Origin of the sequence: Streptococcus sanguinis, from assembly GCF_020729725.1 — a bacterium.
GTDB lineage: Bacteria > Bacillota > Bacilli > Lactobacillales > Streptococcaceae > Streptococcus > Streptococcus sanguinis_V.
Genome location: NZ_JAJEPA010000005.1, coordinates 133,532 through 158,080 on the forward strand (window position 1 = coordinate 133,532; position 24,549 = coordinate 158,080).

Sequence of the window (24,549 nt, forward strand, 5' to 3'; positions counted from 1 at the left end):
CTGCCATTTATTTCTAATATATCAATAATAACCCATCCGAGTTAGATTAAAAAACAATTTGTAACTTTTTTTGTAATTAAAGTAGACAAAGAATAGAAAAATGCTAATAAAAATTGTAGTTTACAAGGCGTAAATTATAATTTTTATGTTATAATTGATATGTATATGTCATATTTGCTTATCATATACGGTGCTATCATTTTTAGTTTGGTAATAAATCTTGATTTAGAATCGGCTGAAAATGAGGGGGTAGACAAGTGATGGTGTGCCTGCCAGCATTTGTCAAAAATAAAATATAAAAAGAAGGAGGACCGCATTCAAGGTGAAACAAACTTATCATAAAGTGTCTCATGCTCTGATGACTTTGCTGCTTTTGGTATCAACCTTTCTTCCCTTGTTAAGCTCAAGTCCTAGGGTTTCTGCTGCAGAGTTAGGTGAAAGTGATTATCAGCTAACTACAGATGTCACCATTAATACTAATCCTTTAAAGGATACAGGATACGGTGAAGGTAAATTTTACATTGCTCCGACCTATACATTTGCAGATAGCAAAGTATTAAATAATGGTGATACAATGGTTTATCGTGTTCCATCACAGTTCAAAATTGAGCGAACTTTGGAGGAAAACATAAGTGCACCGGATGGTACTGTTGTTGCCAAGTTGGTGACAGATCCTGTTACCAATACAGCGACCATTACTGTCACAAATGCTGAGTATTTTGCGAAAATGCCAGATACCAAGCGTATTCAATCTTCTTTCACAGTGGTTTGGGCTGATAATATGCCTTATGATCAAGAGCAAGAAGTTAATTTCCCAGGTGCTAGAACCTATAGGCTGAAGCGTATCAAGGTTGATGAAGAACCTCAGGGGTATTCCAAGTGGGGGGTTCAGGATTCTAAGGATCCTAACTATGTCAACTGGCGTATCCGTGTCAATCGTGATGTCCAAAATCTTGGTCAAGTTGTCATTGAGGACGCTATTCCAGAAGGCCAAGAGCTGGATGAAGATTCAGGGATTACAGGTTACTACTTTACTGAGTGGGAAGGTGCTTCTGGCACACGTAAATCCTTTAATCCGAGCCAGATTGTGACAATCACTGACTCCAATCATTTCACAGTTAATGCTGGGGATTTGAGTGGAAGAGGTATTTATGTTATCTACCGGACTCGTTTGACTGAGCCAGTAGATAAGGTAACCAAAAAAGCCTTTAACGATGTAACCGTTACATCTAATGGGCAAAAGATGCCTGATTTGTTAGCACGTCCATTCGCTCCTTTGACAACTCTTGATGGTGTTGGCGAAGGTACCCGTTCTGATGAAGTTATCTTTAAAGTCAAAAAGGAATTGACTGGCCGTAATTTGGCAGATGGTGAATTTACTTTTGATTTGATTAATAAGGATGACAACGACAAAGTTGTTCAAACGGTAACTAATAAAGCTGGTGCCGTAACCTTTAAGAAACTTCGTTTCAAAAAAGAAGGAACCTTTAACTACGTCATTCGTGAACGAGCAAGTAATCTGCCAGGTGTGACAAACGATGCCAATTCAGACATCAATGTTACTGTTACTGTAACAGACAACAACGGCGTTAAGACAGCAGCGGTTACCTATGACCGTGATGCTTTTACCAATACATACAAGTTAGAGCCAGCAACTGCAGCGATTACCGCTAAGAAAGTTCTGGATGGTAAAGCACTTGAAGCTGAAAAGTATACTTTCAAACTAACTGAGGTTGGCGGAAATAACTTGGAGCTTCAAGCAGCTAACGATGCCAATGGTAATATCAAGTTCCTTGGAATCAACTATGATAAAGAAGGCACTTATACTTACAAGCTGACGGAAGTAGCTGGAAATGAAGCTGGAGTGACTTATGACAGTACAGAACATACAGTGACTGTCACAGTGACCGCAAGCAAGGGCAAGTTGGAAGCTACCGTCGAAGGAAATAATCCAGTATTCACAAACACTTATAAAGACTTTGGTGTTAGCTATGAGTTTCTCAGCAGCAATGCAGCCTATCCAAATCTGCCAAAAGAAGTAACAGATTTGCTTCCAGCAGATGCTAATCGCTACACTAGTGGTACTAATGTAGACGCTAAGCAGCCTGCTAAAACAAGTGTTACAGTTACTGAAGGCACATGGACTTTCGAAGGCTATGCGGAAACGAATAGCCAGACTGTAGCAGATAAGGATCTTAAGTTTACCGGAAAATGGAATTTCACTCCAGCACCGAAATACAAGGTGACTTATGAATTTGTAAGTGCAGATCCGAACCGTAGCTTGCCAGCAGAAGTCACAGATTTGTTACCAAATGATGCCACTGAATATGCAGACGGTGCTGCCGTTCAAGCGGTTCAGCCAGCTAAGAAAACTGTTGAAGCAAGTGATGGTACTTGGAAATTCCTCAAATATGACGCAGATAGTAAAACTATTGCAGGCTCAGATGTCAAATTTACAGGCACATGGACATTTGAAGCTAGACGTCCACAAGGACCAGCTACACCGCCACCTTCTTCAGGTTCGACACCACCACCGTCATCATCTGGTGACAAACCAGTTGGTTCGACTGATGGAACCCCAGGTAATTCGTCAGATAAAGAAGGGAAAGATGTTACTGGATCAGCAACTGGCAAAAAAGTTTTGCCGAAAACAGGCAGTGAAACATCTATCTTTGCGATAGCAGCAGGATTTGCACTGATTCTTTTATCAGCTCTTGCCTATCGTTTCAAAAAAGCTAATTAATATTAGCCAAACGAATCATCTCAGCTAGCTGAGATGATTTTTTCTTGTCTTTGTCATCATCTATCCTTGATAATGTACTGACGGTTAAATTTATAAACTCTAAAGCAAGCAGTCATTCAAATGGATGTTTTTACGGTGGCTAATATTTGCTAAGCTTGATTTTACAGTCAATGAATACTTGACAATAAAAGTGAATTCTTGTTTTATAAAGAAGATTTGTTATAATAAAATAAGAAAAAGTTTCTTTGTTTAAAGGGAGATGTTGATGAAAAATAGGAAGTTTAGGGTGATTCCTTTTTTGCCCCTAGTTTTGTATCTACTGGTGTATTTGTACGGTTATTCGGGAATTGAGCCAGAGCCGGGGGTTGCTTATGGTTATTTTTACCTTTTTCTTTTTTTAGTTCCTGTTGTCATTGCTTATTTTGTAGTTGCTGTTATGAATTTTGCAACACTGATGGGGGAAGTTACTTATTTATTCAAAGGACAGCTGCTAGGGCATCTCTATCGGCTTTACTTTTCTATCTTTTTCTTTTCGATTTTGTTTTGCGGTTTTAATTATTATCAGTTGATAGCTCCATACGGCCCTCAGATGGAAATTAGTGCTGGAGAAGCATATAATTCCCTAGCACCTTATGCCATTCCTCTCTTGCTTTTTCTCTTAGGATTGTTGGGCAATCTCTTCTTTTGGGAGTTGGAAAAGAATGGAGTTCAGGAGGAGAAATAGTAGCAGTACGGCGATAGTAATTGAGGTGTTATAATTTCTCAAAATCATTAAAAGCCTGCTGAAAATCTATTTGCTCAGGCTTTCTTTGTGCTATAATAAAGAAAAACGATGAGGAGACATTCATGAATCAAACTGTTCAATATTTACAAGAATTAACGGCTATCCCTTCCCCAACGGGTTTTACGGCTGAGGTGGCAGACTATTTGGTACAAACGCTGGAAGGATTGGGCTATGAGCCTGTTCGGACCAATAAAGGCGGCGTCCATGTCGTGGTTAAGGGGAAAAATGACGCCCAGCATCGGGTAGTGACTGCCCATGTGGATACACTGGGGGCTATTGTTCGGGCTATTAAGTCTGACGGTCGTCTCAAGCTGGATCGGATTGGCGGTTTCCCTTGGAACATGATTGAAGGCGAAAACTGTCTAGTCCATGTGGCAAGTAGCGGTAAGACAGTTAGCGGAACAATCTTAGTTCACCAAACATCTTGTCATGTCTATAAAGATGCTGGAACTGTTGAGCGAACTCAGGACAATATGGAAGTCCGTTTGGACGAAAAGGTGACAAGTGAGAAAGAAACGCGGGATTTAGGAATCGAAGTCGGGGATTTTATTTCCTTTGATCCTCGTACCACAGTTACCAAGTCAGGCTTTATCAAGTCTCGCTTTCTGGACGACAAGGTCAGCGCAGCTATTTTGCTCAATCTTTTGCGCGTTTATAAAGAGGAAAATATTCAGCTGCCGGTGACGACTCATTTTGCTTTTAGTGTCTTTGAAGAGGTTGGTCATGGGGCTAATTCCAGCCTGCCGGAGCAAGCGGTAGAGTATCTGGCTGTTGATATGGGCGCTATGGGTGATGACCAGCAGACGGATGAGTATACGGTTTCCATCTGTGTTAAGGATGCTTCAGGGCCTTATCACTATGGCTTCCGCCAGCATTTGGTAAATTTGGCTAAGGAACAGGATATTCCTTATAAACTGGACATCTATCCATTTTACGGGTCAGACGCCTCTGCAGCAATGAGCGCAGGAGCAGAAGTCAAGCATGCCCTGTTAGGCGCTGGCATCGAATCCAGCCACTCTTATGAGCGTACCCATATTGATTCAGTCGTCGCAACAGAGCGTATGGTGGATGCATATCTTAGAAACGGATTAGTCGGACAGAGTGTCTAATAATGTCCAAAAACATTGCTCGAATTATTGGTATAATTCTTAAAAATATGTTATGTTCGTATATAGAATTACTTTAGGTTAAAAGGGAGAAAATGAAAGTAGTTTGTGTGGATTCCTGTATTCGTTCCCAGGCCTTTGGGATTGACATAGCTCTCCGCAATCGATTTGAACTTTTTGAAGGCATGAAAGTGCCTTATGAATTGTGGGTTTCTGAAGCGGATACAGATATATATACTAACGCCTCTTCTAGGCAGCTTGTGTTGGACAGTTATGAAGCCTTGGGCATTGATAGGACCAAGGTTCGTTTTCTTGGTTTAGAGTTGGGGGGACGAAGTGTCCAGGAGTTTGCTGAGGAGGAGCTTGAGCCAGAAGACTGGCTGATAATGGAGCGTCTGGATATTCCAGAAAATATTCTCTTGAGACGTGGACAAGATTTTCATGTAGTGCGCGTCCTTCATCAGGATCATATGATTGCCCTCGGACAAGAGTTAAATAAAAAGGTGATGAGCTGGCTGGATCAGGATGTGTTAGACTTTTTGGTTTTAGTTGGGGAAGGCCAAGAGGCTTATCTACCTCAAAAGATGAGGGATAAGGCCCTCTTTATTCCAACAACCTATGCAGATCAAGTGGTCCAATATCCAAGAGAGAGAGTCTTTGATCCTAAGGAGATTCGCTTGGTGACAGTCAGTCGTTTGTCTGAGGAAAAAAATGTTCTGTTATTGCTGAAAATCATGGCTTTGCTAAAATTTAAAGGGTATGAGCAATTTAGGTTAGATATCTATGGAGATGGTTCAGATATGGCTATGCTGCAAGATGTAGTTCAGCTCAATGATTTGGAAGATATGGTTCATTTTAAGGGCTATCAGTCTCAGGTGCCTTATCAAGCTTATGATGCCTATATTAGCACCTCCTTATCGGAAGCCTTTGCGACATCACTTTATGAGGCTTTGGTCAATGGCTTGCCTCTGATAGGTTTGGATGTGCGTTATGCCAATAGCGCTTATATTAAGCATGGAGAGAATGGCTGGCTGATACCGCATAATGACGCTAATCAGTATATTGCCCATCTAGAGCAATTTAGTCAATTTGGAGAAAAAGAATGGGGGGAATTTTCGGCAAGATCTAAAGAACTTGCCAATCGCTATCACAAAGAATTACTAGTCAATCTATGGGAAAAAGTTTTTAAAATTTCAAAAATAGGAGATTAAAAGGAGAATAATATGAAAAAGACTTTAGGAAAAAAAGTAGAACTGGGAATGAAATTAATCCCAATTCCTCTGTCTTTACTGCTTGCTGGGACAATGGCAGTGACTGTGCAGGCTGAGGAGGTAAGTAGTGAAACAGAGGGGAATCAAGTCCAAAATAACCAAGCGACTCCTCCTGTAAATCAAGAACTGCCAAATGATGGGACAATCAAAAATACACCAGCAGAGGAAGCTTCCGGTCTGACCATCTCAGAAGAAGGAGAGAAGGGCGCAGCCCAAGTCACGCCTGAAATCAAACAATTAGCTCAGGAATTTTATGACTATCATACTAAGGAAAATAGCTCTGAAATAACTAAGGCTGCAAACTTCACATCAGTCATGCCGGAGATGCAGTCAAACGAACAAATACAAGAAGCAGCTAAAAAGTATGATTATGCATATGCTATTCGCAAGATGGATGGAGTCTTTAAATATATTGATTTAAAACAAGTAGAAAATTTAAATCTAGTTAGAGATGAGGATTTTAGGGATGTAGGTTCTCGAATAGCAACACTTATCCAAAATGATACTGCCCTCTTCTTTTTGAATAAGTGGGAGGCTATATTCAATCCAAATCCAACACCTGAAGAAGTAGCGAAGATACCAAAAGCTATTATTCCACGCTCCGAATTGGATCTGACAGTTGATGAATCTATTCCAAAAAGAGTGTTTTTGAGAAACGCGTATCATCCACGAAACTGGCGTGGAGACTGGGATGGTTGGAAAACCTATGAAGAGGCTTTTTCTAGAAAATATCTGCCTTCGTCAGATCGTAGAATATTATCTATGAAAGAGATAAGACAGATATATTCTAAAAATCCTGATATGGTCCGAGTTGAAGCGTATCCTATTGAAAGGGAATTCTCTGAAAAAGGACCTATAAATCCGTACTTTCAGAGAATTGTGATTAATCAAAAGGAGCTCGAATTTTTTTCCACGCGTTTCCATAATAGGGATATAAAGAATGGAGTGTTTGATACACGAGATACGGATTCCTTAGGGTTTGGTTATAGAGATCCTATTGAATCATGGAGACAACAAAATTATCGTTTCAATGAGTCTCAAATTGGTAGAATTTTTAAACTACAAAAAGGGATGGGATTAGAAAAATATAACGACCTAGTGTATATCGACTGGCTGGGGAATAATCCGACAGTAACGGAGCCTTGGTTTGGTGAAAACAATATTAAAACCTTCCACTACAAACTGTATCTGATGAAACCTGGTGATAAGACTCGCTACTATATCGATCGGGACTATACGATTCAAATTGAGGGTGTACATGGGTTAATTGAGACGCCTGATGGTGGACTTAAAATTGTTGAATCAACTCTTTACAAGGGAGGGAAGACAACACTTGGCTTAAAAATTGACCAAAAGTTCATAGATACAGCTTTTAGATCTGTCAAAGCTGATGGCTTCGTCTTTAAAGTTTCGGATGTTAAGAAGGTTTATGCGAGTGATACGGAACCGGGCAAGGTTCTTGTCCGTTACCAAGACGAGCAGGGTCATGCTATTGCTAACCCTATTACGGATGAGCAACCAGGTAAGACTAGATACACAGTCAGCCCTAAACCTCTTATTTCCCATAAGAATCAGCTCTATACTTATAAATCTCGACTAACTGCCTATGATGCTGAATCGGGAGAGTACGAAGCAGGAAGAACCAAAGAAATCGTCTATAAGTATGAACTCAGCCAGTTCCAGCTTCCAAATGATGCACCAAGCGAAGACAAGCCCATCTTGGAAATGACTCGTTTTGTAGATGAATCAGGTCAAGAGTTATCAGACCCAGAGCGCGGTTTAGTAGCTTCTAAGACTATCGCTGGCTTTGACTATCAGTCCAGCAGTGACGAGGACAGTATTCGCACCCATGTCTATCGCGCAAGTGTGCATGAAGTACCGTCAGACTCTCCAAGTGAAGACAAGCCAGTCATGGAAATGACCCGCTTTGTAGATGAATCAGGTCAAGAATTATCATCTCCTGAGCAAGGTTTGGTGGCATCTAAGAGTATTGCTGGCTATGATTTCCAGTCCAGCAGCGACGAAGATGGTGTTCGCACTCATGTCTATCGTACCAGCGTGCATGAAGTGCCGACAGACGCTCCAAGCGAAGAACGGCCAGTCTTGGAGGTGACCCGCTTTGTAGATGGAACAGGTCAAGAGTTATCAGCTCCTGAGCAAGGTTTGGTGGCATCTAAGAGTATTGCTGGCTATGATTTCCAGTCTAGTACTGAGGAGGATGGCATTCGCACGCATGTCTATCGCGCCAGCGTGCATGAAGTACCGAAAGATGCACCAAGCGAAGAGCGCCCAGTCATGGAAATGACTCGCTTTGTAGATGAAAGTGGCCAAGAACTGTCAGATCCAGAGCGTGGTTTGGAGGCGTCTAAGAGTATCGCTGGTTATGACTACCAATCCAGCAGTGACGCGGACGGTATTCGCACTCATGTCTATCGTGCCAGCGTACATGAAGTACCGACAGATGCTCCAGTTGAGGACAAGCCTTCTATCGAAATCACTCGCTTTGTAGATGTAGAAGGAAGACCTTTAGCAGCTGAGGAATTTGGTTTGCTAGATGCTAAGGCTATTGAGGAGTATGGATTCGTTTCTGTATCAGATGCCAATGGCGTTCGCACTTATGTTTACAAGCCAAAAACGAACACTCAAACACCTTTGGGAACAGAAACTTCTGAGCAGAAGAGTCTTGTAAGGGTTGAAAACTCTGAGACTAGTCCGGTTCTATCTCGAGTGTCCAAACATCAATTACCAAATACTGGAAACACAAATTCATCATTCTTGGGAGCAGCAATTATCAGCCTTTTGGCTTCTGTTGGCTTACTACATTCCAAGAAAGAACGAAAAAAATAAGGCCAATCTGGTCTTATTTTTTCATTTCCATAATTTTGCTGTGACTTATCTAACACTCCATACACTGACAGAGCCTTCCTCCACAGGGAATTCTCCCCAGCCTTGATCGTCAATGGTTACGATTTGGGAGCTATTGCTTAGATAGTCACTGAATTCTCTGCCTGCCCATTCTGTGCCAACTAGCATGGATTTGCTAGCTGCTTGGTCATTGCTGATAAGGACAGCGATGGGTTGACCATCCTCCTTGCCTTGACGAGTCCAGCCGATACAGTTGGCATCGTCGAAGTAGTCGGTCTGCTCACCATAAGCAAGATTGAGGCGGATATCTAGGAGTTTATCCAATACCTCTTGAAAGCTCTCTTGGGCAAATTCTCCGCTAATGCCATAGTAGTCTCCGTAAAAGACGCAAGGCAATCCGGCTTCTCTAAGAAGTATGAGAGCATAGGCCGCAGGCTTGAACCATTCTTCAACTGTAGACTCTAAAGCCTGACCTCTCTGAGTATCGTGATTATCCACAAAGGTCACAGCTGATTTGGGGTGATTTTTTGCAAGTGTTTGGTCAAAAATAGTTCGTAGGTCATAGTCTGCTCCAGATTTGCTGGCATCAAATAAATTATGATGAAGTTTAACATCGACTAGATCAAAGCGGTAGTCAATATTTTCTAGATAATCGTTATTGGCCTTCTCATCGCTATTCCAAAATTCCCCAAAGACATAGAAATCTTCACCGTATTTTTCAGTAATATCGCGGATGAAATTCTTCATAAAGAAAGAATCGATGTGCTTGACAGCATCTAAGCGAAATCCATGTACACCAGTGCTTTCAATGAACCAATGAGCCCAGTCGTATAGATTTTGGATGACTTCAGGGTGCTTGAAATCAATATCCGCATACATTAGATAGTCGTAGTTGCCGTTCTCATTGTCTACTAACTCATCATCTGCCCAACCTTTATTGTCCCCTTGAATGAGGAAAATGCCTGACTTGTTGTTTTTTGCATCATAGTCAGTGCCGGTGAAGTGATACCAGTGCCATTCGAAGTCATTGTATGTTTTATTGCGGCCTGGGAAGACAAACTTAGTCCATCCTTTGATCTCGAAAGGTTCTGACAAGACCTTTGTGCGGTCGTTAGGATCAACTTCAACAACAGTAAAACGCTCTTTGTAATCTGCTGCGGCCTTGTGATTGAGGACTACATCTGCAATAGCTTCGATACCGTTCTGGCTAAGTGCTTCAATCGCTCGGAGGTATTCTTCTTTCAATCCATACTTGGTGCGGACGGTCCCTTTTTGATCAAATTCACCCAAATCAAAAAGGTCGTATACACCATAGCCGACGTCATTAGAGCCTGTTCCTTTGAAGGCTGGTGGCATCCAGACTTTGCGAATTCCTTTCGCTGCTAAGTTTGGTGCATCTTCTGCCAAGCGATTCCAATGCTGACCATCATCTGGCAGATACCATTCAAAATACTGCATTAAGGTTTGGTTTTCCATATAAATTTTCCTCTTCATTCTCACTGATTGGCTTTATTGTACCAAAAGAAGCAGAAAGGCGCAATCGTTTGCGTCTTTCTGCTTCTATAGATATTTTGACATCTTTCATAGATAAAAGATAGAATAGATTGAAATAAAAGCGCTTACATAGTATAATGGACTTATTATAAAAGATTTTATCTAAAGAAAGGTGTCTTTATGAGAAAGAAAAGACTAGTTACATTACTCCTACCAAGTTTGTTACTTGCACCTTTGGTATTGGCGCAAGCTGTTCAGGCGGATGAGGCGACTCAAGCTAGCAGCGAGCGCACGGACAATCTCAAGACAGAAACAGTTGCAAAGGCTTCTGAAACTGGCTCCAAGGACCAAGAGTCAACGGCAGTAGAAACTTCAAATCAGACTTCTTCAGAAGATTCGGTGCAGGAAAAGCAAGACAAGGCACCGCTTGCGGCTGAGGGAACGGTACCTAGCCTTAGCCCAGCGCAGGAGCAGGAGCTTCTTGCTTTGGCTAAAGATGTCAGCTCAGCACCCTCCGCTGCCTCAACTGCTGTGAAAGGCCAAGATTTATCTGCCTATACTGGCGTTCTTTCAAATCCTTCCCTCTCAGATAAGGAAATAACCCTGCAAGAGGCTGTGGATGAGTTACTCAAGTGGGCAGCAGTCAGTGATTCTCAGTTGGGGAGCAGTGCCGAGGATAGAGCAAATCTTGCAAAGAGTCTGGGGATGATTGAAAAAGAGGCTGATTTGACAGCCAGTGTCCAGGGTGCTAATCTGCAATCTATGTATTCGGTTGCCAAGCGACTGCATGATGCTTATCGCTCCGAAAAGAAAGAGCCCCTCTTTTTAAATGGTCGTTCACAGCCAATTTTTCCATATAGTAGTGGTGAAGACAGATATGAGGAGTATACTTATGAAGGCAGTGAGATTGTTCGTTTCCCAGTCTATGTAGAGACTGACTACGATACGGATGGCGACGGTAAGCGAGATTTAGTTAAGGCTATTGTGCAGCTTCCTAAAGCAGTTGCTAAGGGTGATTATAAGGCTGCGACAATCTTGGAAGCTCGTCCCTATGTCGCTGGAACCTTGGACGAAGACCATGTGACGCTAGAAAGTCTCAATCTGCCGACAAACGGTTCTTATGACATGAAGAGCCTGCGCAATCAGCCAGCTAAGCGCCAGCCAGTTTCTAGCATGAGCAGTATTGATGCAGCAAAAAGAGCAATGTCATCGGATTGGTATTATTACAGTCCATATGAGGGGATTTATGACTATGAAAACTTGAACTGGTATGATTATTTCCTCGTCCGAGGTTATGCCTTTGTTTCTAGCGCTGGTCTAGGAACCAAAGGTTCTGAAGGTTTTAATACAACTGGCTCTGATTTAGAAATTGAAGCATTTAAAAATATTGTCGAATGGGTCAATGGTAAACGAACAGCCTACACAGACAGAACTAGCAATATCGAAATCAAAGCCGACTGGGCTAATGGAAAGGTCGGTATGACTGGTCTGTCTTGGGCTGGTACGACAACTTTCGGTGTGGCAACGACTGGCGTTGAAGGATTGAAAACCATTGTTCCAGCAGCTGGAATTGCCAGCTGGTATGATTATTTCAATAGTCAAGGGTCGGCTTACACCAATCCGCCTTACAGTGATTTATCTTGGCTTTCTCTCTATGTCGCTACACGCTTGCTAGATCAAAAAGATTGGGCTGCTATTAGTAACAAGTATGCTGACTACATTAATCAGTTAAATAAGGACCAGAATGCGCACGGCCGTAACTATAGTCCGGTATGGCAGGAGAGGGATTACACGCTACATCCAGAAAAGATAAAGACCAGTGCCCTGCTAGTTCATGGTTTGAATGATGACAATGTCAAAACCAAACACTTTGAGCTCATGTATGATGCGCTAAAAAAAGCCGGTCAAGATGTGAAACTTTATCTTCACCAAGGGAATCATATCAATCCTGCTGCCGTATCTAGAGGCTTTGGTATTACAGCTAACAAGCAAGATTTTTATGATCTGCTCAATACTTGGTTCTCTCATTACCTCTATGATGTAGAAAATGATGTCAGCAAACTTCCTGCTGTTTTGGCACAAAATAACTATGATCCAAATAAATGGACCAGTTATGATGATTGGAAAAGCAGTAATCGCTTGATTCTGACAGCTCAGTCCAAGCGCTTAGAAGAAACGATTTCCAGTGACTACGCAGGAGCGGGAATTGATACCAGCAAGCGTGATGAAGCGGTTAGAAAAGCTTCTTCTAAAGCTAATTTGACCTTTATGACAGATGTCAAAGAGGATATGACCATTAAAGGACATATCCCAGTCCATTTCAAGGCAGCTCTGGCAAAGGGGGGCGGCAGTAATCTGCAGGTCAATGCCCTCCTAGTAGATGTATCAGACCAAGAGTTTGATGTGGTTGGAAACGGCGCAGCCAGTGATGAAAGTCAGAAAGACGGCTTTTGGATGGGCAGCAATCTCAACAATATGGATATCAAAAATTTTGCGACTGTCAAAACCAAATACAAAGTCATTGCCAAAGGTTGGGTCAATCTGGCTAATCCAGAATCGGGCTATGTGCCGTCTAGCTCGCAAAATAGTATTGATCCTCAAATTGGTCAATTCCATGACTATACAGTCTATTTGCAGCCTAATCTCTATACGGTGAAAAAAGGCCATAAGCTGGCTCTGGTTTTCAACACGTACGACCCAAGCGACCTCACGATTGATCGTCAATATGAAGTGACTTTCAAGACGGACTCTATCAGTGCGCTAATACCTACTTTGGAAGCTAGTCGCCTGCAAAAGGCAAACTATATACCGAATGCTCTTGATACAGCTTATGCAGCTCTACCAGAGATTATTGGTGCGAAATTAGTCGCACCAGCAATTTTAGAAGTTCCTGAGTATATCTTAGATAGCGAGGAAGGCGGAGAAGTTCCGTCAGTTCAGTTGGTAGTTCACTATGCAGAACACTATGATCAGGCAGTAGGAAAAGTTCAGAAGATCAGCAAGCAGCAAGCTCCAGTTACCTTACCTAAAACTGGCAGCAATTCAGATAAGGGAATCCTGCATCTTGGTTTGGCTCTGCTGGTCAGCACACTTGGCTTATCTAGTTTAGCAAAGAAATACAAACAACCGTAGTCGTTCTGTTTAAAAAAGCAGCTAGAATTTCATAGGTAGATGAAGTTCAGCTGCTTTTAACTTTATCCTATATAAGACCTTAGGCAGAGACGAGACAAAAAGGCGCAAAAAGAGTATACTAATCTGTATAGAAATCGGTAAAGGAGCTCTCTTATGATTGAATTTAAAGATGTCACTAAAGTTTATGAAGGAACGGTAGCTCTCAATCAGCTGAATCTGACCTTGCAAAGCGGAGAAATCGTCGGTCTGATTGGTCACAATGGCGCCGGAAAATCTACTACCATTAAGTCATTGGTCAGTGTTATCAATCCTAGCAGTGGTCAGATTTTTGTGGATGGGAAAGAATTATCCGCTAATCGCTTGGAAATCAAGAAAAAAATCGGCTATGTAGCTGACTCACCAGATCTATTTTTGCGCCTAACTGCCAATGAGTTCTGGGAACTGGTAGCGACTTCTTACGATATGACTAATGCTGAAGTAGAAGAGCGATTGGGAAATCTGCTTCATCTTTTCGACTTTGGCTCTCATCGGTATGAGGTCATTGATTCATTCTCTCATGGGATGAGGCAAAAAGTTTTCGTTATTGCAGCTCTTTTGTCTGATCCAGATATTTGGGTGCTGGATGAGCCGCTGACAGGTCTTGATCCGCAGGCAGCTTTTGACCTCAAGCAGATGATGCGCCAGCATGCAGATAAAGGAAATACAGTTCTCTTTTCAACCCACGTCTTGGAAGTTGCAGAGCAGCTCTGTGATAAGGTGGCCATTCTTAAAAAAGGAAAATTGATTTTCTACGGAACGATTGAAGAACTAAAAGGCCAACATCCAGAACAGTCTCTTGAAACCATTTATCTTGGTCTAGCAGGCCGTAGAGAAGAGGTGAGTCCTGATGCGCATTAAAGCTATAAAAAAACTCGTTGATATCAACATCCTCTATGCTATTCAGCCGTCTCAGCTGCAGCAGTACCGCAAGATGCAAGCTAAGAATCCTGAGCGCAAGGTCAATGTATCGCTGAAGGCCATCCGCATGTATCTGATCTTAGGACTGGTCTATCTCTTTCTTTTCGGCTTGATGGGCTCCCTGAACCAACTGGTTGGCAATCCGGGGCTCTTTGCCAATTTGGTTTCTGCTTTTGCTCTCTTTTCTATGTCTCAGGGCTTTCTGGTTTTTTACAATGTCTTTTATGAAAGCAAGGACTTGCAGTCTTATCGTCCCTACGCTTTTAGCGAAGCAGAAATCATCGTCGGCAAAAGCATTTCAGTTATTCTGACCTTGCTGATTGCCATTTTGCCTATGTTCAGTTATTTCTTGGTTTTGGCTTTTCAAGGTGGCAATCCTTTCTTGGGGCTTCCCTCGGCTCTGCTTGCTATTCTGATTTTAAGTTCAGTTATCACCTTTCTGATTTTGATTGCCGTCCACTTTATTACCAAGACAGCATTTTTCAGAAAGTACAAGACCATCCTGTCCAATGTCATTTTGGCTCTTGTTTCCGTCGGATCCTTTTTCCTCTATTTTATGATTAATCAAATGAACAGCAGAAGCGTTGTAAATCGTACAGAGGTTAAAGCTTTCTTCCTGCCAGTTCAAGCCTTTTATGATTTTATTCTTCATCCTTTTCATGCAGCTTCCTTGCTGGGATTTTTGGGATGGGTGGCAGTTGCGGCTCTTCTATTTTTCATCGTAAAGACCAAGGTCATTCCAGAATTTTATGAGGCAGCTCTCATGACGGGATCTTCAGTAGGAAAGCGGGAGCGCGTGCATGACATCAATATTGCGGAAGCAAAAAATCTCAAAAAGTTTGTCTGGCGCTACAATATCAGGCTCTTGAGCGAGGGTTCTGTCATTATGCAGGCCATCTTTATGTCGGCCTTTCTCCCTTACATTGTCATTTTCAGTATGGGAATGGGCATGATACAAGGCGGCCTGTCTTTGACTTCTTATCTGGGACCGCGCTTTCTCTTGCCAATGATGGCCCTGGCTGTTTTGATTGCAACACTAAACTCAGGCGGTAGCAACCTTACTGCTATTGGGATTTCTCTGGAAAGGGAAAATTTTGATTATCTCAAGGTTCTCCCATTTGATTTGAAGCAATATATTCATCTGAAGTTTTGGCAACTCTTTGCCGTCCAGTCTATCCTGCCTCTGACCTTGCTTTTGATAACCAGCCTTGTTTCCGGTATGCATCCAGTGACTTTCTTGGGCATGGTGATTGTTTGGGCTTTGATTAGTCTAATGTGGAGTTCTTGGGGTTACTACCGAGACTACAAGCATCTTGTGACTAATTGGTCCAATGTCACAGAATTGATGAGCCGAGATAATAATATGGTGAAAACTCTCTTAGCCATCGCTCTGATTTTAGGAATGTTGATTGTCATTACTCTTCTCTTCTTTATATCCAATGTTCTTGCGCCTCTGGTAATTTATATGATAGTCGCTCTAGTTTTAGCAGGCTTAGCTGTGTTGTCTTACATAGTCCACAAACACTACATGAAGAAGCTGAATGAAGAATTAGCAGTATTTTATTAAACGAGCATCAGGAAGTCGAAAGACTTTCTGATTTTTTGACTGTAAAAATAACAGCTCTGCACATTCGCAGAGCTGTTATTTGTTTTTCTTTATTTTTTCTACATCCAGTGGCATGAAAGTCGCCATGACTCGGCCGATGAGTTTAGGCTCTTCCTCATGTGGGATAAACTTATCACTGTATTTTTTATTAAGGGAAATCAGACGGATACCAGATGGATCGTTGAAGACCCTTTTTATAATGGTTTGGCCATCATAATCGATAGCATAGATAGCGCCAGCAAGCTCGAAATGAGTCTGCTTGATTAGCGCTACGGAATTTCTCGGATACTTGGGCTCTAACGAGTCAGTTCGTACCCAAAGGGCAATATCGTAGTCAATTTCTCTGTCCAGCCAGACTAAATCAGCTTGTTCAGGCTTATGCTGAGAGAGATAGTAATTCTCATAGACCAAGTAGGGGAAGTAGTCATCCTTTAAGCTGGCTTGTGTTTCTTGCTCAGTCAGGCTAGCTTCTAGTAGCTTTAATCCTTTCTCCTGTCTGTCTTGGTCAAGTTGCTGATAAATACGATTTAAATCGGGAAATTGTTGAGGGATATCTGCAATTAGTCGGTAACGAGGGTCGATTTCTTCAACCTCTACCTCAAAAAATCTTGCAATTTTTTCTAGATTGGCTGCAATAGGCAGAGATGTCCCTTTGATATAGCCAGTCAGTGTACTAGCAGGAATGCCTGTTTCACGAGATAGCTCAACTTGTTTTTTACCTGTTTCCTTGAGAAGTTCTTTGAGTTTTTTAGAAATGAGAAGACTTGCTTCCTTATCTTGGGGGCTTGCGGCGCCTCTTCCTCTGGCCATAATATCAACTCCTTTACTTGGTTTTATTATAGCGAATTAAATCGAAAAAGTAAAGGATTAGGTCAATTATTTGAGCCTAATCCTTTACTTTTTAGATACTGTATTAAATTTCGTAGCCCATTAAGATTCCGCCTTCCTCAGCATAGAAGCTGCAGAGACCTGAAGTCGGTACCGTTTCGATTTGAGCTTGAGAATATTTTTCTTGTACCAGTTGACTAAATTGCTGGCAGAATTTTTCGTTATTGCGGTGAGCGATAATGAGTCGGCCACCCTTGTAACCGGCTTTGAGGAGCTCTTCGATTGCAGAAGCAAGTGCTTTTTTCGGACCGCGTGCCTTTTGCAGAAGCTCTAGCGTGCCAGTCTGGCTAGCTTCACCGACCATACGGATATTGAGTAAGCCGACCACGGTTCCCAGAAGTTTACTCAGTCTACCGTTTTTGACCAAGTTATCTACTTTTGCTAGAACGAAGAGAAGCTTGGTTTTCTCTTGATAGCGACTAATGACTTCAACAACTTCATCAAAGCTGAGATCTTGCTGAATGAGTTCATTGAGTTTAGTCACAAGTAAGTCCACCTCGCCGCCGGCAGAAAGACTATCAATGACATGAATCTGGGCATCAGGATGTTCTTCCAAAAAGATTTTCTTAGCAACCTGTGCACTATTATTACTACCAGATAGAGTGCCGGTGATGGTAACCACAAAAATCTTGTCTGCTCCCTCAAAGCTTTTGAGATAGTCATCTGGACTAGGGCAGGCTGACTTTGAAGCAGCAGAAGAAGCATACATCTTCTCCATCATTAGGTCAATATCAAGCTGCTTATCATCTATAAAAATCTCATTTTCCACTTGAATGGTCAAGGGAACACTTTCAAACTGGGTGTCTTTAGCCAAGTTTGCCATTTCACGAAAGTCACAGCCAGAGTCAGCTATAATTTTCCAAGTCATATTTTTCTCCTTTTTTGTCAAGTATGTACAATAAAAAAATTGACAAAAAACCTGTCTTTTTTTAAAATTATAACATGAAGGATGCTTACTAGAAAGCGGAAACTGTCAGCTGATACAAGAGGGAAGAAATTGTTATGTCGGAAAAGAAAATATCGGAAAAATCACTCGCGAATTTAAAGAAATACAATCAGGAATCCAATCAAATCACGAGAGAGTCTCTGGAAATTTCTCTCATGCAGCTGCTGGAGAAGAAAGAACTCAAAAAAATTACGATTTCAGAGCTGGTTGAGCGAGCAGGGGTTTCCCGTGCGGCATTTTACCGCAATTATAGCTCTAAAGAGCAGATTCTGGAAGAGATTTTTAAAAACACTGTTCAAGGTATTACGGATAAATTGGAAGAGTTTAACTTTAAAACTGAGATGTACCAAATTTGGCTTTTTCTTTTTAAGGAAGCCAAGAAAGAAGCTCGGGTAATCAGTCTAGCCATTGACTATAATTTTGAAAAGCTGCTTACTCAGGCCGTATTCGACTTTTTGGAAAAGCGCAATCGCAATGCTAAGAAATCGACTAACTCTTACATGAATTCCTTCTGGAGTTCGGCAGTTGTTTCCGTTCTTTCCAAGTGGATTAAGGACGGTATGAAGGTTCCAGCTGAAAAAATAGCTTCTTTAGGCCTACCTCTTTTCCCACAGAAAAAGAAATCAAATAAAAACAAGTGAGTCATTAGGGCTCGCTTGTTTTTAGGTTCTGTAAGAAGTTGGTCAGTTCTTTTTGGCTACTTAATTCGTAGAATTTCTGAGGAAAAGTTTGTCGGATTTTCTTATATCTTGCCAGTGCAGTCTGACATCGTCCTTTCCAAAGAACCCAGCAGATAAACGGCCAGTCAAACTTTTCGGGGCAGCCTGGAGCCATGCTTTCTCTGGTCCGGTTGCGGTATTTTAAATAGCGTTTGAAAGCTCGATAAAGACAGTTCCAGCGAGAGAAGTTCAGAAAGATGATTTGGTCGGCTTCTGCCATCCGACGTTCATAAAAACACCAAGAGTAGTTGCCATCAATAATCCAGTCGGTATTTTTTGACAAAAAATTATCTATCTGTTTACTCATCCAATCATGGTCACTATCCTTCCAGCCAGGTTGATACTCTTCGAAAATCAAATTCAAACCACGTTAGCGTCGCCTAGCCGTACGCCAGTACTGCCTACGGCTAGCTGCCTAGTTTGCTCTTTGATTTTCATTGAGTAAAAAATAGCAATCTATCCATGTGAAGTTTGGGAATGGAGTAGTGGTTGGACAGTTGTGCTGCTAGAGTGGATTTGCCAGAACCGGAATAACCAATAATTGCTATTTTCATCCCTACCTCCTTTGTGTGAGAAACAAAAAAAGCTCCTGAGAGCTCCCTTTGTATGCATTATTTAGCAAGTTTAGCTGAAAGGCGTGCTTTATCGCGGCTTGCTTTGTTTTTGTGGATTAAACCTTTTGTTTCTGCTTTATCGATAGCTGAGCTAGCAGCACGGAAAAGTTCTTCAGATGGGTTTGCTTCAAATGCTTTGATTGCAGTACGCATAGCTGACTTTTGAGCTGAGTTTTTTTCGTTATGTTTCACGTTCAATTCAGCACGTTTGATAGCTGATTTAATGTTTGCCAAGTTGTTTCACCTCCATTGAAAATACTAACTATCTAATTATATATGAAAAGTTAGGATTTGACAAGCTTTTTTATTTTTTTAAGTAAATTTCATCAATTTCATGATTTTCGGCTTTGTGCAGGATAATTTCTGCTCGATTGCGAGTTGGTTCAATGTAGTCTAGCAGGTTGACAAGGTTAATGCTTTTCCAGACATTATGGGCGAAAGCTACCACTTCCTCTTCTGATTGAGTGGTGAAGCGGTGGTAGTAGTTTTTTGGGTCGTTTTCAGCCAGCGTCAGCATTTTTTTAAAGCGATCCAGATACCAGTTTTCGATATTTTCGATTTCTGCATCGACATAGATTGAAAAGTCAAAAAAGTCTGTCATATAGAGGCGCTCGTTCTGAGGATTCTGGAAAACATTGATGCCTTCGACAATAACAAAGTCAGCAGCCTTTACCCCTTGCATTTCCTGAGGGACGATATCATAAGTTTCATGTGAGTAGACTGGAATTTGGAAATCCTGACCGTTTTTTATGCTGTCCAGAAAGGAAAGAAGCAGCTCCATATTATAGCTTTCTGGAAAACCCTTGCGGTTTAAAATGCCATGATCTTCCAAGGTTTTATTCGGAAATAAAAAACCATCTGTGGTAACTAGCTCGACTGTCGCATTTGAAAAAGTCCGAGAAAGCAGAATCTGCAGCAAACGGCTAGTGGTGGATTTCCCAACGGCCACACTGCCAGAAACGCCAATGATAAAGGGCTGTTTCCGGCTTTCCTTTTGTAGAAAAATCCCCTTGGAAAAAGCCAAGTCTTCCTTAGAACGTTTATAAATCTGAATGAGATTGGTCAAGGGTAAATAGATGTCCGTCACGTCCTGCAGGCTAATTTTGTCATTGAAACTCTTGATAGAGTTAAGTTCAGCCTGAGTCAGAGGCGGAGTTGTTTTACGGTGCAGGTTTTGCCATGTATGGCGGCTGATTTTTTCAAAGTGAAGAAATTCGTTAGTCATAAGTTACTCCTGTATGATGGACTTTAGTATAACATACTTTTTGGAGAAATGAAAACGATTTACAATTCTAGGAAAATTATGATAAAATGGTTGTATGACTAAAATGTATTTTGCAGAAAATCCTGATGCCAAACATGATATTCATGAATTAAATGTAGAACTGTTAGGACAGCGGCTAACTTTTTTGACAGATGCTGGTGTCTTCAGTAAAAAGATGATTGATTATGGCAGTCGGGTTCTTTTGTCTGTCTTAGACTTTGAAGCTGAAGAACGGGTGCTGGATGTTGGCTGTGGCTATGGCCCATTAGGTTTGACCTTAGCCAAAGCGTACGGAGTGGCTGCGACCATGGTAGATATCAACCAGCGGGCCTTGGACTTGGCTCAGAAGAATGCTGAGAGGAATCAGGTATCTGCTCATATCTTCCAGTCAAATGTTTATGAAAAGGTCAGTGGCATTTTCGACCATATTATCAGTAATCCGCCTATTCGTGCTGGTAAGCAAGTCGTGCACGAAGTCATCAGCGGAAGCTATGAGCATTTGACAGAAGGCGGTGATTTGACCCTTGTGATTCAGAAAAAGCAGGGAGCACCCAGTGCCAAGTCGAAGATGGAAGCTGTCTTCGGTAATTGTGAGATTGTTAAGAAAGACAAAGGCTACTATATACTAAGGAGCGAAAAATAGGATGCGTGCTGTAGATATTATCCAAAAGAAAAGAGATGGTCTTGAGCTGACCAGTCAGGAAATCCGGTGGCTGATTGAGGGCTATGTGGATGGGACTGTGCCAGACTATCAGATGGCAGCCTTTGCGATGGCTGTCTATTTTAAAGGCATGACGACTCGGGAAATTTCTGATTTAACCATGACCATGGTTGGAACCGGTGAACAGTTTGACTTGTCAGAAATCGCGGGAATAAAAGTAGATAAACATTCTACTGGCGGTGTTGGTGATAAAGTAACTCTGGTCTTGGTTCCTTTGGTGGCTAGCTTTGGTGTGCCAGTTGCTAAAATGAGCGGCCGCGGGTTGGGCCATACTGGAGGAACCATTGATAAATTGGAATCCATTAAAGGATTTCAGGTAGAGCGCAGTCAGGATGACTTTATCAAGCAGGTGCAGGAAATTGGTCTGTCTGTAATTGGTCAGTCAGATCAATTGGTGCTGGCGGATAAACTTCTCTATGCCTTGCGAGATGTAACAGCGACTGTTGATACCATTCCGCTGATAGCGAGCTCTGTTATGAGTAAGAAGATTGCGGCTGGTGCCGATAGTATCCTTCTGGATGTAACGGTCGGTGAAGGCGCCTTTATGAAAAATATTGATGACGCTCGTGTACTAGCACGTACTATGGTAGATTTGGGCAAGGCTGTCGGAAGAAAAACGGTAGCTGTTTTGACAGATATGAGTCAGCCTTTGGGAACCAGCATCGGCAATCGTCTGGAAATCTTAGAAGCTTTGGATATCTTGCTGGGCAGGGGTCGTGAAGACCTCACAACTTTCATTTGTGAGTTGGCTCAGATTATGCTCGGACTGGCAGATGTTGAGAAAACGGTGGAAGAAGTAAGAGAACAGTTGACCAACGGTTCTGCTTTGAAGAAATTTGAAGCTATGATTGCTGCTCAAGGAGGTGACTTGGAAGACCTCTATCGTCCATCAAGTGCAGCTCATATTATAGAAGTGAAAGCAGAACAGGCAGGTTATATCACTGAACTGCCTGCTATGGAATTCGGACTCTTTGCTATGAGACTTGGAGCAGGACGTGCAGTTAAATCTGACGACTTGGATTATGAAACTGGAATTGTTTTCGAAAAGAAAGTCGGAGACAAGGTCGAAATTGGAGAAGTTTTCGCAAAAATTTATTCAAATGAAAAAATTTCTCAAGAACTAGTTACAGATTTTCAAAAAAATGTTAAAATAGGTGATGAAAGCGTTGCAGTAAGCGAGATTATCGAGGTTATTGCTTAATTCTAGGAGAAGCCAACATGAAATTAAACAAATACATAGACCATACGCTTTTAAAACCAGAAGCGTCAGAAGAGCAGATTCTGAAGTTAATTGAAGAAGCAAAAGTTTATGATTTTGCCAGTATCTGTGTTAATCCAACCTGGATAGAGTTTGCTGCGGAGCAGCTGAAAGGCTCAGATGTCAAGGTTTGTGTGCCAATTGGTTTTCCTTTAGGAGCCAACACTTCCGATGTAAAGGCCTTTGAAACGAAGGACGCCATCCAAAAGGGTGCTGGCGAAGTGGATATGGTCATCAATGTCGGTGCTCTGAAGTCTAAAGATTATGATTTGGTAGAGCGAGACATCCGTGCGGTTGTAGAAGCTGCTAACGGTACCTTGGTCAAGGTGATTCTGGAAACTTGCCTGCTGACAGATGAGGAAAAGGTTAAGGCTTGCCAACTGGCTCAGAAAGCTGGAGCTGATTTTGTTAAGACCTCTACAGGATTTTCAACTGGTGGTGCAACAGTCGAAGATGTTGCCCTTATGAGAAAAACAGTTGGTCCTGATATGGGCGTCAAGGCTTCTGGCGGTGCTCGTTCTTATGAAGATGCGCTGTCCTTTATTGAAGCAGGTGCGACTCGTATCGGAACTTCGGCCGGAGTGGCGATTATGAAGGGAGAAGAAGCTAGTGGCGACTACTGAGTTGATTGACTTGGCTGTCCAAGCCAGCAAAAATGCTTATGTTCCCTATTCTCATTTTCCTATCGGAGCGGTTTTAGTCGCTAAAGACGGACGGGTATTTACCGGCGTTAATGTTGAAAATGCTAGTTTTGGTTTGACCAACTGCGGAGAGAGGACAGCTATATTTAAGGCAGTTTCAGAAGGGACTTTAGACTTCGAGGAGCTGATTGTCTATGGTGAGACGGAAAAACCCATATCACCCTGTGGTGCCTGCCGCCAAGTAATGGCAGAATTTTTTGCTGAGGATCTAAAAGTGACCTTGGTCGCTAAAGATAAATCGACGGTCGTGATGACGGTCAAGGAATTACTTCCATATTCTTTTACAGATTTAACATAAGTCTGTTATCGGTCATCTGACCAAACTCAAACTTGCAACTGTGTTGCACATCTTATTTAGGAGGTTCAGAAATGAACAAAAAACAATGGCTAGGTCTTGGTCTAGTAACTGTCGCAGCATTCGGACTTGCTGCATGTGGAAACCGTGCTTCTCGCTCAGATTCTTCAGACGCGAAAACTGATTTGAAGGCTGCTATCGTAACTGATACTGGCGGTGTTGATGATAAGTCATTTAACCAGTCTGCATGGGAAGGTTTGCAAGCTTGGGGTAAAGAAAACGGTCTTTCTAAAGATAACGGCTTTACTTACTACCAGTCTACAAGTGAAGCGGATTTTGCGAATAACTTCAGTCAAGCAGCTACAAATGGCTATAAATTAGTTTATGGCGTTGGTTATAAATTAGCACCTGCTGTTACAGCTGCTGCTGATGAAAATGCTGATATTAATTATGTTATTATTGATTCTGTTATCAAAGACAAGAAGAATGTAGCATCTGCTGTTTTTGCTGATAATGAAGCTGCTTATCTTGCAGGTGTTGCTGCTGCAAAAACTACGAAGACTAACAAAGTTGGTTTTATTGGAGGGGCACGTGGCGAAGTTATCACTCGTTTTGAAAAAGGCTTTGAAGCAGGAGTGAAGTCTGTTAACAAAGATATTTCAGTTGATATTCAATATGCCGAAGACTTTAATAATCCTGAAAAAGGAAGAACTATTGCTGCAACCCAATATGCCGCAGGAGCTGATGTAGTTTATCAAGCTGCAGGTGGTACTGGAGCAGGTGTCTTTAAAGAAGCAAAAGACTTGAATGAGAAGAAAAATGAAGATGAAAAAGTTTGGGTAATCGGTGTCGATCGTGATCAAGCTGAAGAAGGTAAATACAAGTCTAAAGATGGCAAGGAATCTAACTTTGTACTTGCTTCCAGCTTAAAACAAGTTGGCAAAACTGTTCAAGAGATTGCTACTCAAACAGCTGATGGTAAATTCCCGGGTGGGAAAGTAATTACATTTGGTTTGAAAGATGGTGGAGTTGAATTGACAACTTCTAACCTATCTGAAGATGCTAAAAAAGCTGTAGAAGATGCTAAGAAACAGATTATTGATGGTAGTGTAAAAGCACCTGAAAAATAATAAAGATCCAGAAGCGACCCAACCTTCTTGGGTTGCTTTTTTAGGGTATTGAGAC

The 24,549-nt window shown here is 41.8% G+C and carries 19 protein-coding genes and 1 pseudogene; 14 read left to right on the forward strand and 6 right to left on the reverse strand.

From position 1 onward, the window contains the following. The first annotated feature begins 322 nt into the window (after window positions 1–322). The 5 genes from K4I03_RS00640 to K4I03_RS00660 all read left to right on the forward strand — a co-directional run bounded on the left by K4I03_RS00640 (window position 323) and on the right by K4I03_RS00660 (window position 8,751). Entirely contained in the window at window positions 323–2,743 is a 2,421-nt protein-coding gene (locus K4I03_RS00640) for an SHIRT domain-containing protein (RefSeq protein WP_227963361.1), read from the forward strand. Window positions 2,744–3,002: 259 nt separating this feature from the next. Further along, window positions 3,003–3,467: an ABC transporter permease gene (locus K4I03_RS00645; protein ID WP_227963362.1), complete on the forward strand. Its 465-nt coding sequence runs from the start codon at window positions 3,003–3,005 to the stop codon at window positions 3,465–3,467. Between the two features lie 122 nt (window positions 3,468–3,589). Then, on the forward strand, window positions 3,590–4,636 hold the full coding sequence (locus tag K4I03_RS00650) for a M42 family metallopeptidase (protein WP_227963363.1): 1,047 nt from the start codon (window positions 3,590–3,592) through the stop codon (window positions 4,634–4,636). Between the two features lie 92 nt (window positions 4,637–4,728). Further along, a complete protein-coding gene (locus K4I03_RS00655) occupies window positions 4,729–5,844 on the forward strand; it encodes a glycosyltransferase (RefSeq protein WP_227963364.1) in 1,116 nt (371 codons plus the stop codon). 12 nt (window positions 5,845–5,856) lie between these two features. After that, complete coding sequence (locus K4I03_RS00660) at window positions 5,857–8,751, forward strand: MucBP domain-containing protein (RefSeq protein ID WP_227963365.1); 2,895 nt, start codon at window positions 5,857–5,859, stop codon at window positions 8,749–8,751. 45 nt (window positions 8,752–8,796) lie between these two features. On the opposite strand, the gene K4I03_RS00665 is transcribed toward K4I03_RS00660, so the two are convergent. Beyond that, entirely contained in the window at window positions 8,797–10,263 is a 1,467-nt protein-coding gene (locus K4I03_RS00665; RefSeq protein ID WP_227963366.1) for an alpha-amylase, read from the reverse strand. A gap of 180 nt (window positions 10,264–10,443) precedes the next feature. On the opposite strand from K4I03_RS00665, the gene K4I03_RS00670 reads away from it, so the two are divergent. The 3 genes from K4I03_RS00670 to K4I03_RS00680 all read left to right on the forward strand — a co-directional run bounded on the left by K4I03_RS00670 (window position 10,444) and on the right by K4I03_RS00680 (window position 15,919). Continuing rightward, window positions 10,444–13,395, forward strand: coding sequence for a CocE/NonD family hydrolase (locus K4I03_RS00670; RefSeq protein ID WP_227963367.1), 2,952 nt, complete (start codon window positions 10,444–10,446; stop codon window positions 13,393–13,395). A 153-nt stretch (window positions 13,396–13,548) separates the two neighbouring features. After that, window positions 13,549–14,292, forward strand: a complete 744-nt coding sequence (locus K4I03_RS00675) for an ABC transporter ATP-binding protein (protein ID WP_060976712.1) — start codon at window positions 13,549–13,551, stop codon at window positions 14,290–14,292. Continuing rightward, window positions 14,282–15,919, forward strand: coding sequence for a hypothetical protein (locus tag K4I03_RS00680; RefSeq protein ID WP_227963368.1), 1,638 nt, complete (start codon window positions 14,282–14,284; stop codon window positions 15,917–15,919). Before K4I03_RS00675 ends, K4I03_RS00680 begins: the two co-directional genes overlap by 11 nt. 75 nt (window positions 15,920–15,994) lie before the next feature. On the opposite strand, the gene K4I03_RS00685 is transcribed toward K4I03_RS00680, so the two are convergent. Both K4I03_RS00685 and K4I03_RS00690 read right to left on the reverse strand, forming a co-directional pair. Continuing rightward, complete coding sequence (locus K4I03_RS00685; protein ID WP_227963369.1) at window positions 15,995–16,768, reverse strand: XRE family transcriptional regulator; 774 nt, start codon at window positions 16,766–16,768, stop codon at window positions 15,995–15,997. Window positions 16,769–16,871: 103 nt separating this feature from the next. After that, window positions 16,872–17,714 (reverse strand): DegV family protein, encoded by an 843-nt coding sequence (locus tag K4I03_RS00690; protein ID WP_227963370.1) that lies wholly within the window; start codon window positions 17,712–17,714, stop codon window positions 16,872–16,874. Window positions 17,715–17,848: 134 nt separating this feature from the next. Between K4I03_RS00690 and K4I03_RS00695 the strand changes: the two genes are divergently transcribed. Then, a complete protein-coding gene (locus tag K4I03_RS00695; protein WP_149565604.1) occupies window positions 17,849–18,433 on the forward strand; it encodes a TetR/AcrR family transcriptional regulator in 585 nt (194 codons plus the stop codon). Window positions 18,434–18,437: 4 nt separating this feature from the next. Here K4I03_RS00695 and K4I03_RS00700 read toward each other — a convergent pair. The 3 genes and pseudogenes from K4I03_RS00700 to coaA form a co-directional block, all read right to left on the reverse strand. Next, window positions 18,438–19,065: pseudogene (locus K4I03_RS00700) on the reverse strand (DNA topology modulation protein). Between the two features lie 57 nt (window positions 19,066–19,122). After that, complete coding sequence (rpsT, locus tag K4I03_RS00710) at window positions 19,123–19,359, reverse strand: 30S ribosomal protein S20 (protein WP_002895661.1); 237 nt, start codon at window positions 19,357–19,359, stop codon at window positions 19,123–19,125. 70 nt (window positions 19,360–19,429) lie between these two features. Next, window positions 19,430–20,350 carry a type I pantothenate kinase gene (coaA, locus tag K4I03_RS00715; RefSeq protein ID WP_227963371.1) on the reverse strand — a complete coding sequence of 307 codons (921 nt, stop codon included), beginning with the start codon at window positions 20,348–20,350 and terminating at the stop codon, window positions 19,430–19,432. Between the two features lie 94 nt (window positions 20,351–20,444). Between coaA and K4I03_RS00720 the strand changes: the two genes are divergently transcribed. The 5 genes from K4I03_RS00720 to K4I03_RS00740 all read left to right on the forward strand — a co-directional run bounded on the left by K4I03_RS00720 (window position 20,445) and on the right by K4I03_RS00740 (window position 24,494). After that, a complete protein-coding gene (locus tag K4I03_RS00720; protein WP_227963372.1) occupies window positions 20,445–21,032 on the forward strand; it encodes a class I SAM-dependent methyltransferase in 588 nt (195 codons plus the stop codon). A gap of 1 nt (window position 21,033) precedes the next feature. After that, window positions 21,034–22,311 (forward strand): pyrimidine-nucleoside phosphorylase, encoded by a 1,278-nt coding sequence (locus K4I03_RS00725; RefSeq protein ID WP_227963373.1) that lies wholly within the window; start codon window positions 21,034–21,036, stop codon window positions 22,309–22,311. 17 nt (window positions 22,312–22,328) lie between these two features. Further along, the gene (gene deoC, locus K4I03_RS00730) at window positions 22,329–22,991 is read left to right on the forward strand and encodes a deoxyribose-phosphate aldolase (protein WP_227963374.1); all 663 of its coding nucleotides are present in this window, start codon (window positions 22,329–22,331) and stop codon (window positions 22,989–22,991) included. Next, entirely contained in the window at window positions 22,978–23,367 is a 390-nt protein-coding gene (locus tag K4I03_RS00735) for a cytidine deaminase (RefSeq protein WP_223312827.1), read from the forward strand. Before deoC ends, K4I03_RS00735 begins: the two co-directional genes overlap by 14 nt. 71 nt (window positions 23,368–23,438) lie before the next feature. Further along, the gene (locus tag K4I03_RS00740) at window positions 23,439–24,494 is read left to right on the forward strand and encodes a BMP family lipoprotein (protein ID WP_002900482.1); all 1,056 of its coding nucleotides are present in this window, start codon (window positions 23,439–23,441) and stop codon (window positions 24,492–24,494) included. Window positions 24,495–24,549: the final 55 nt, after the last annotated feature.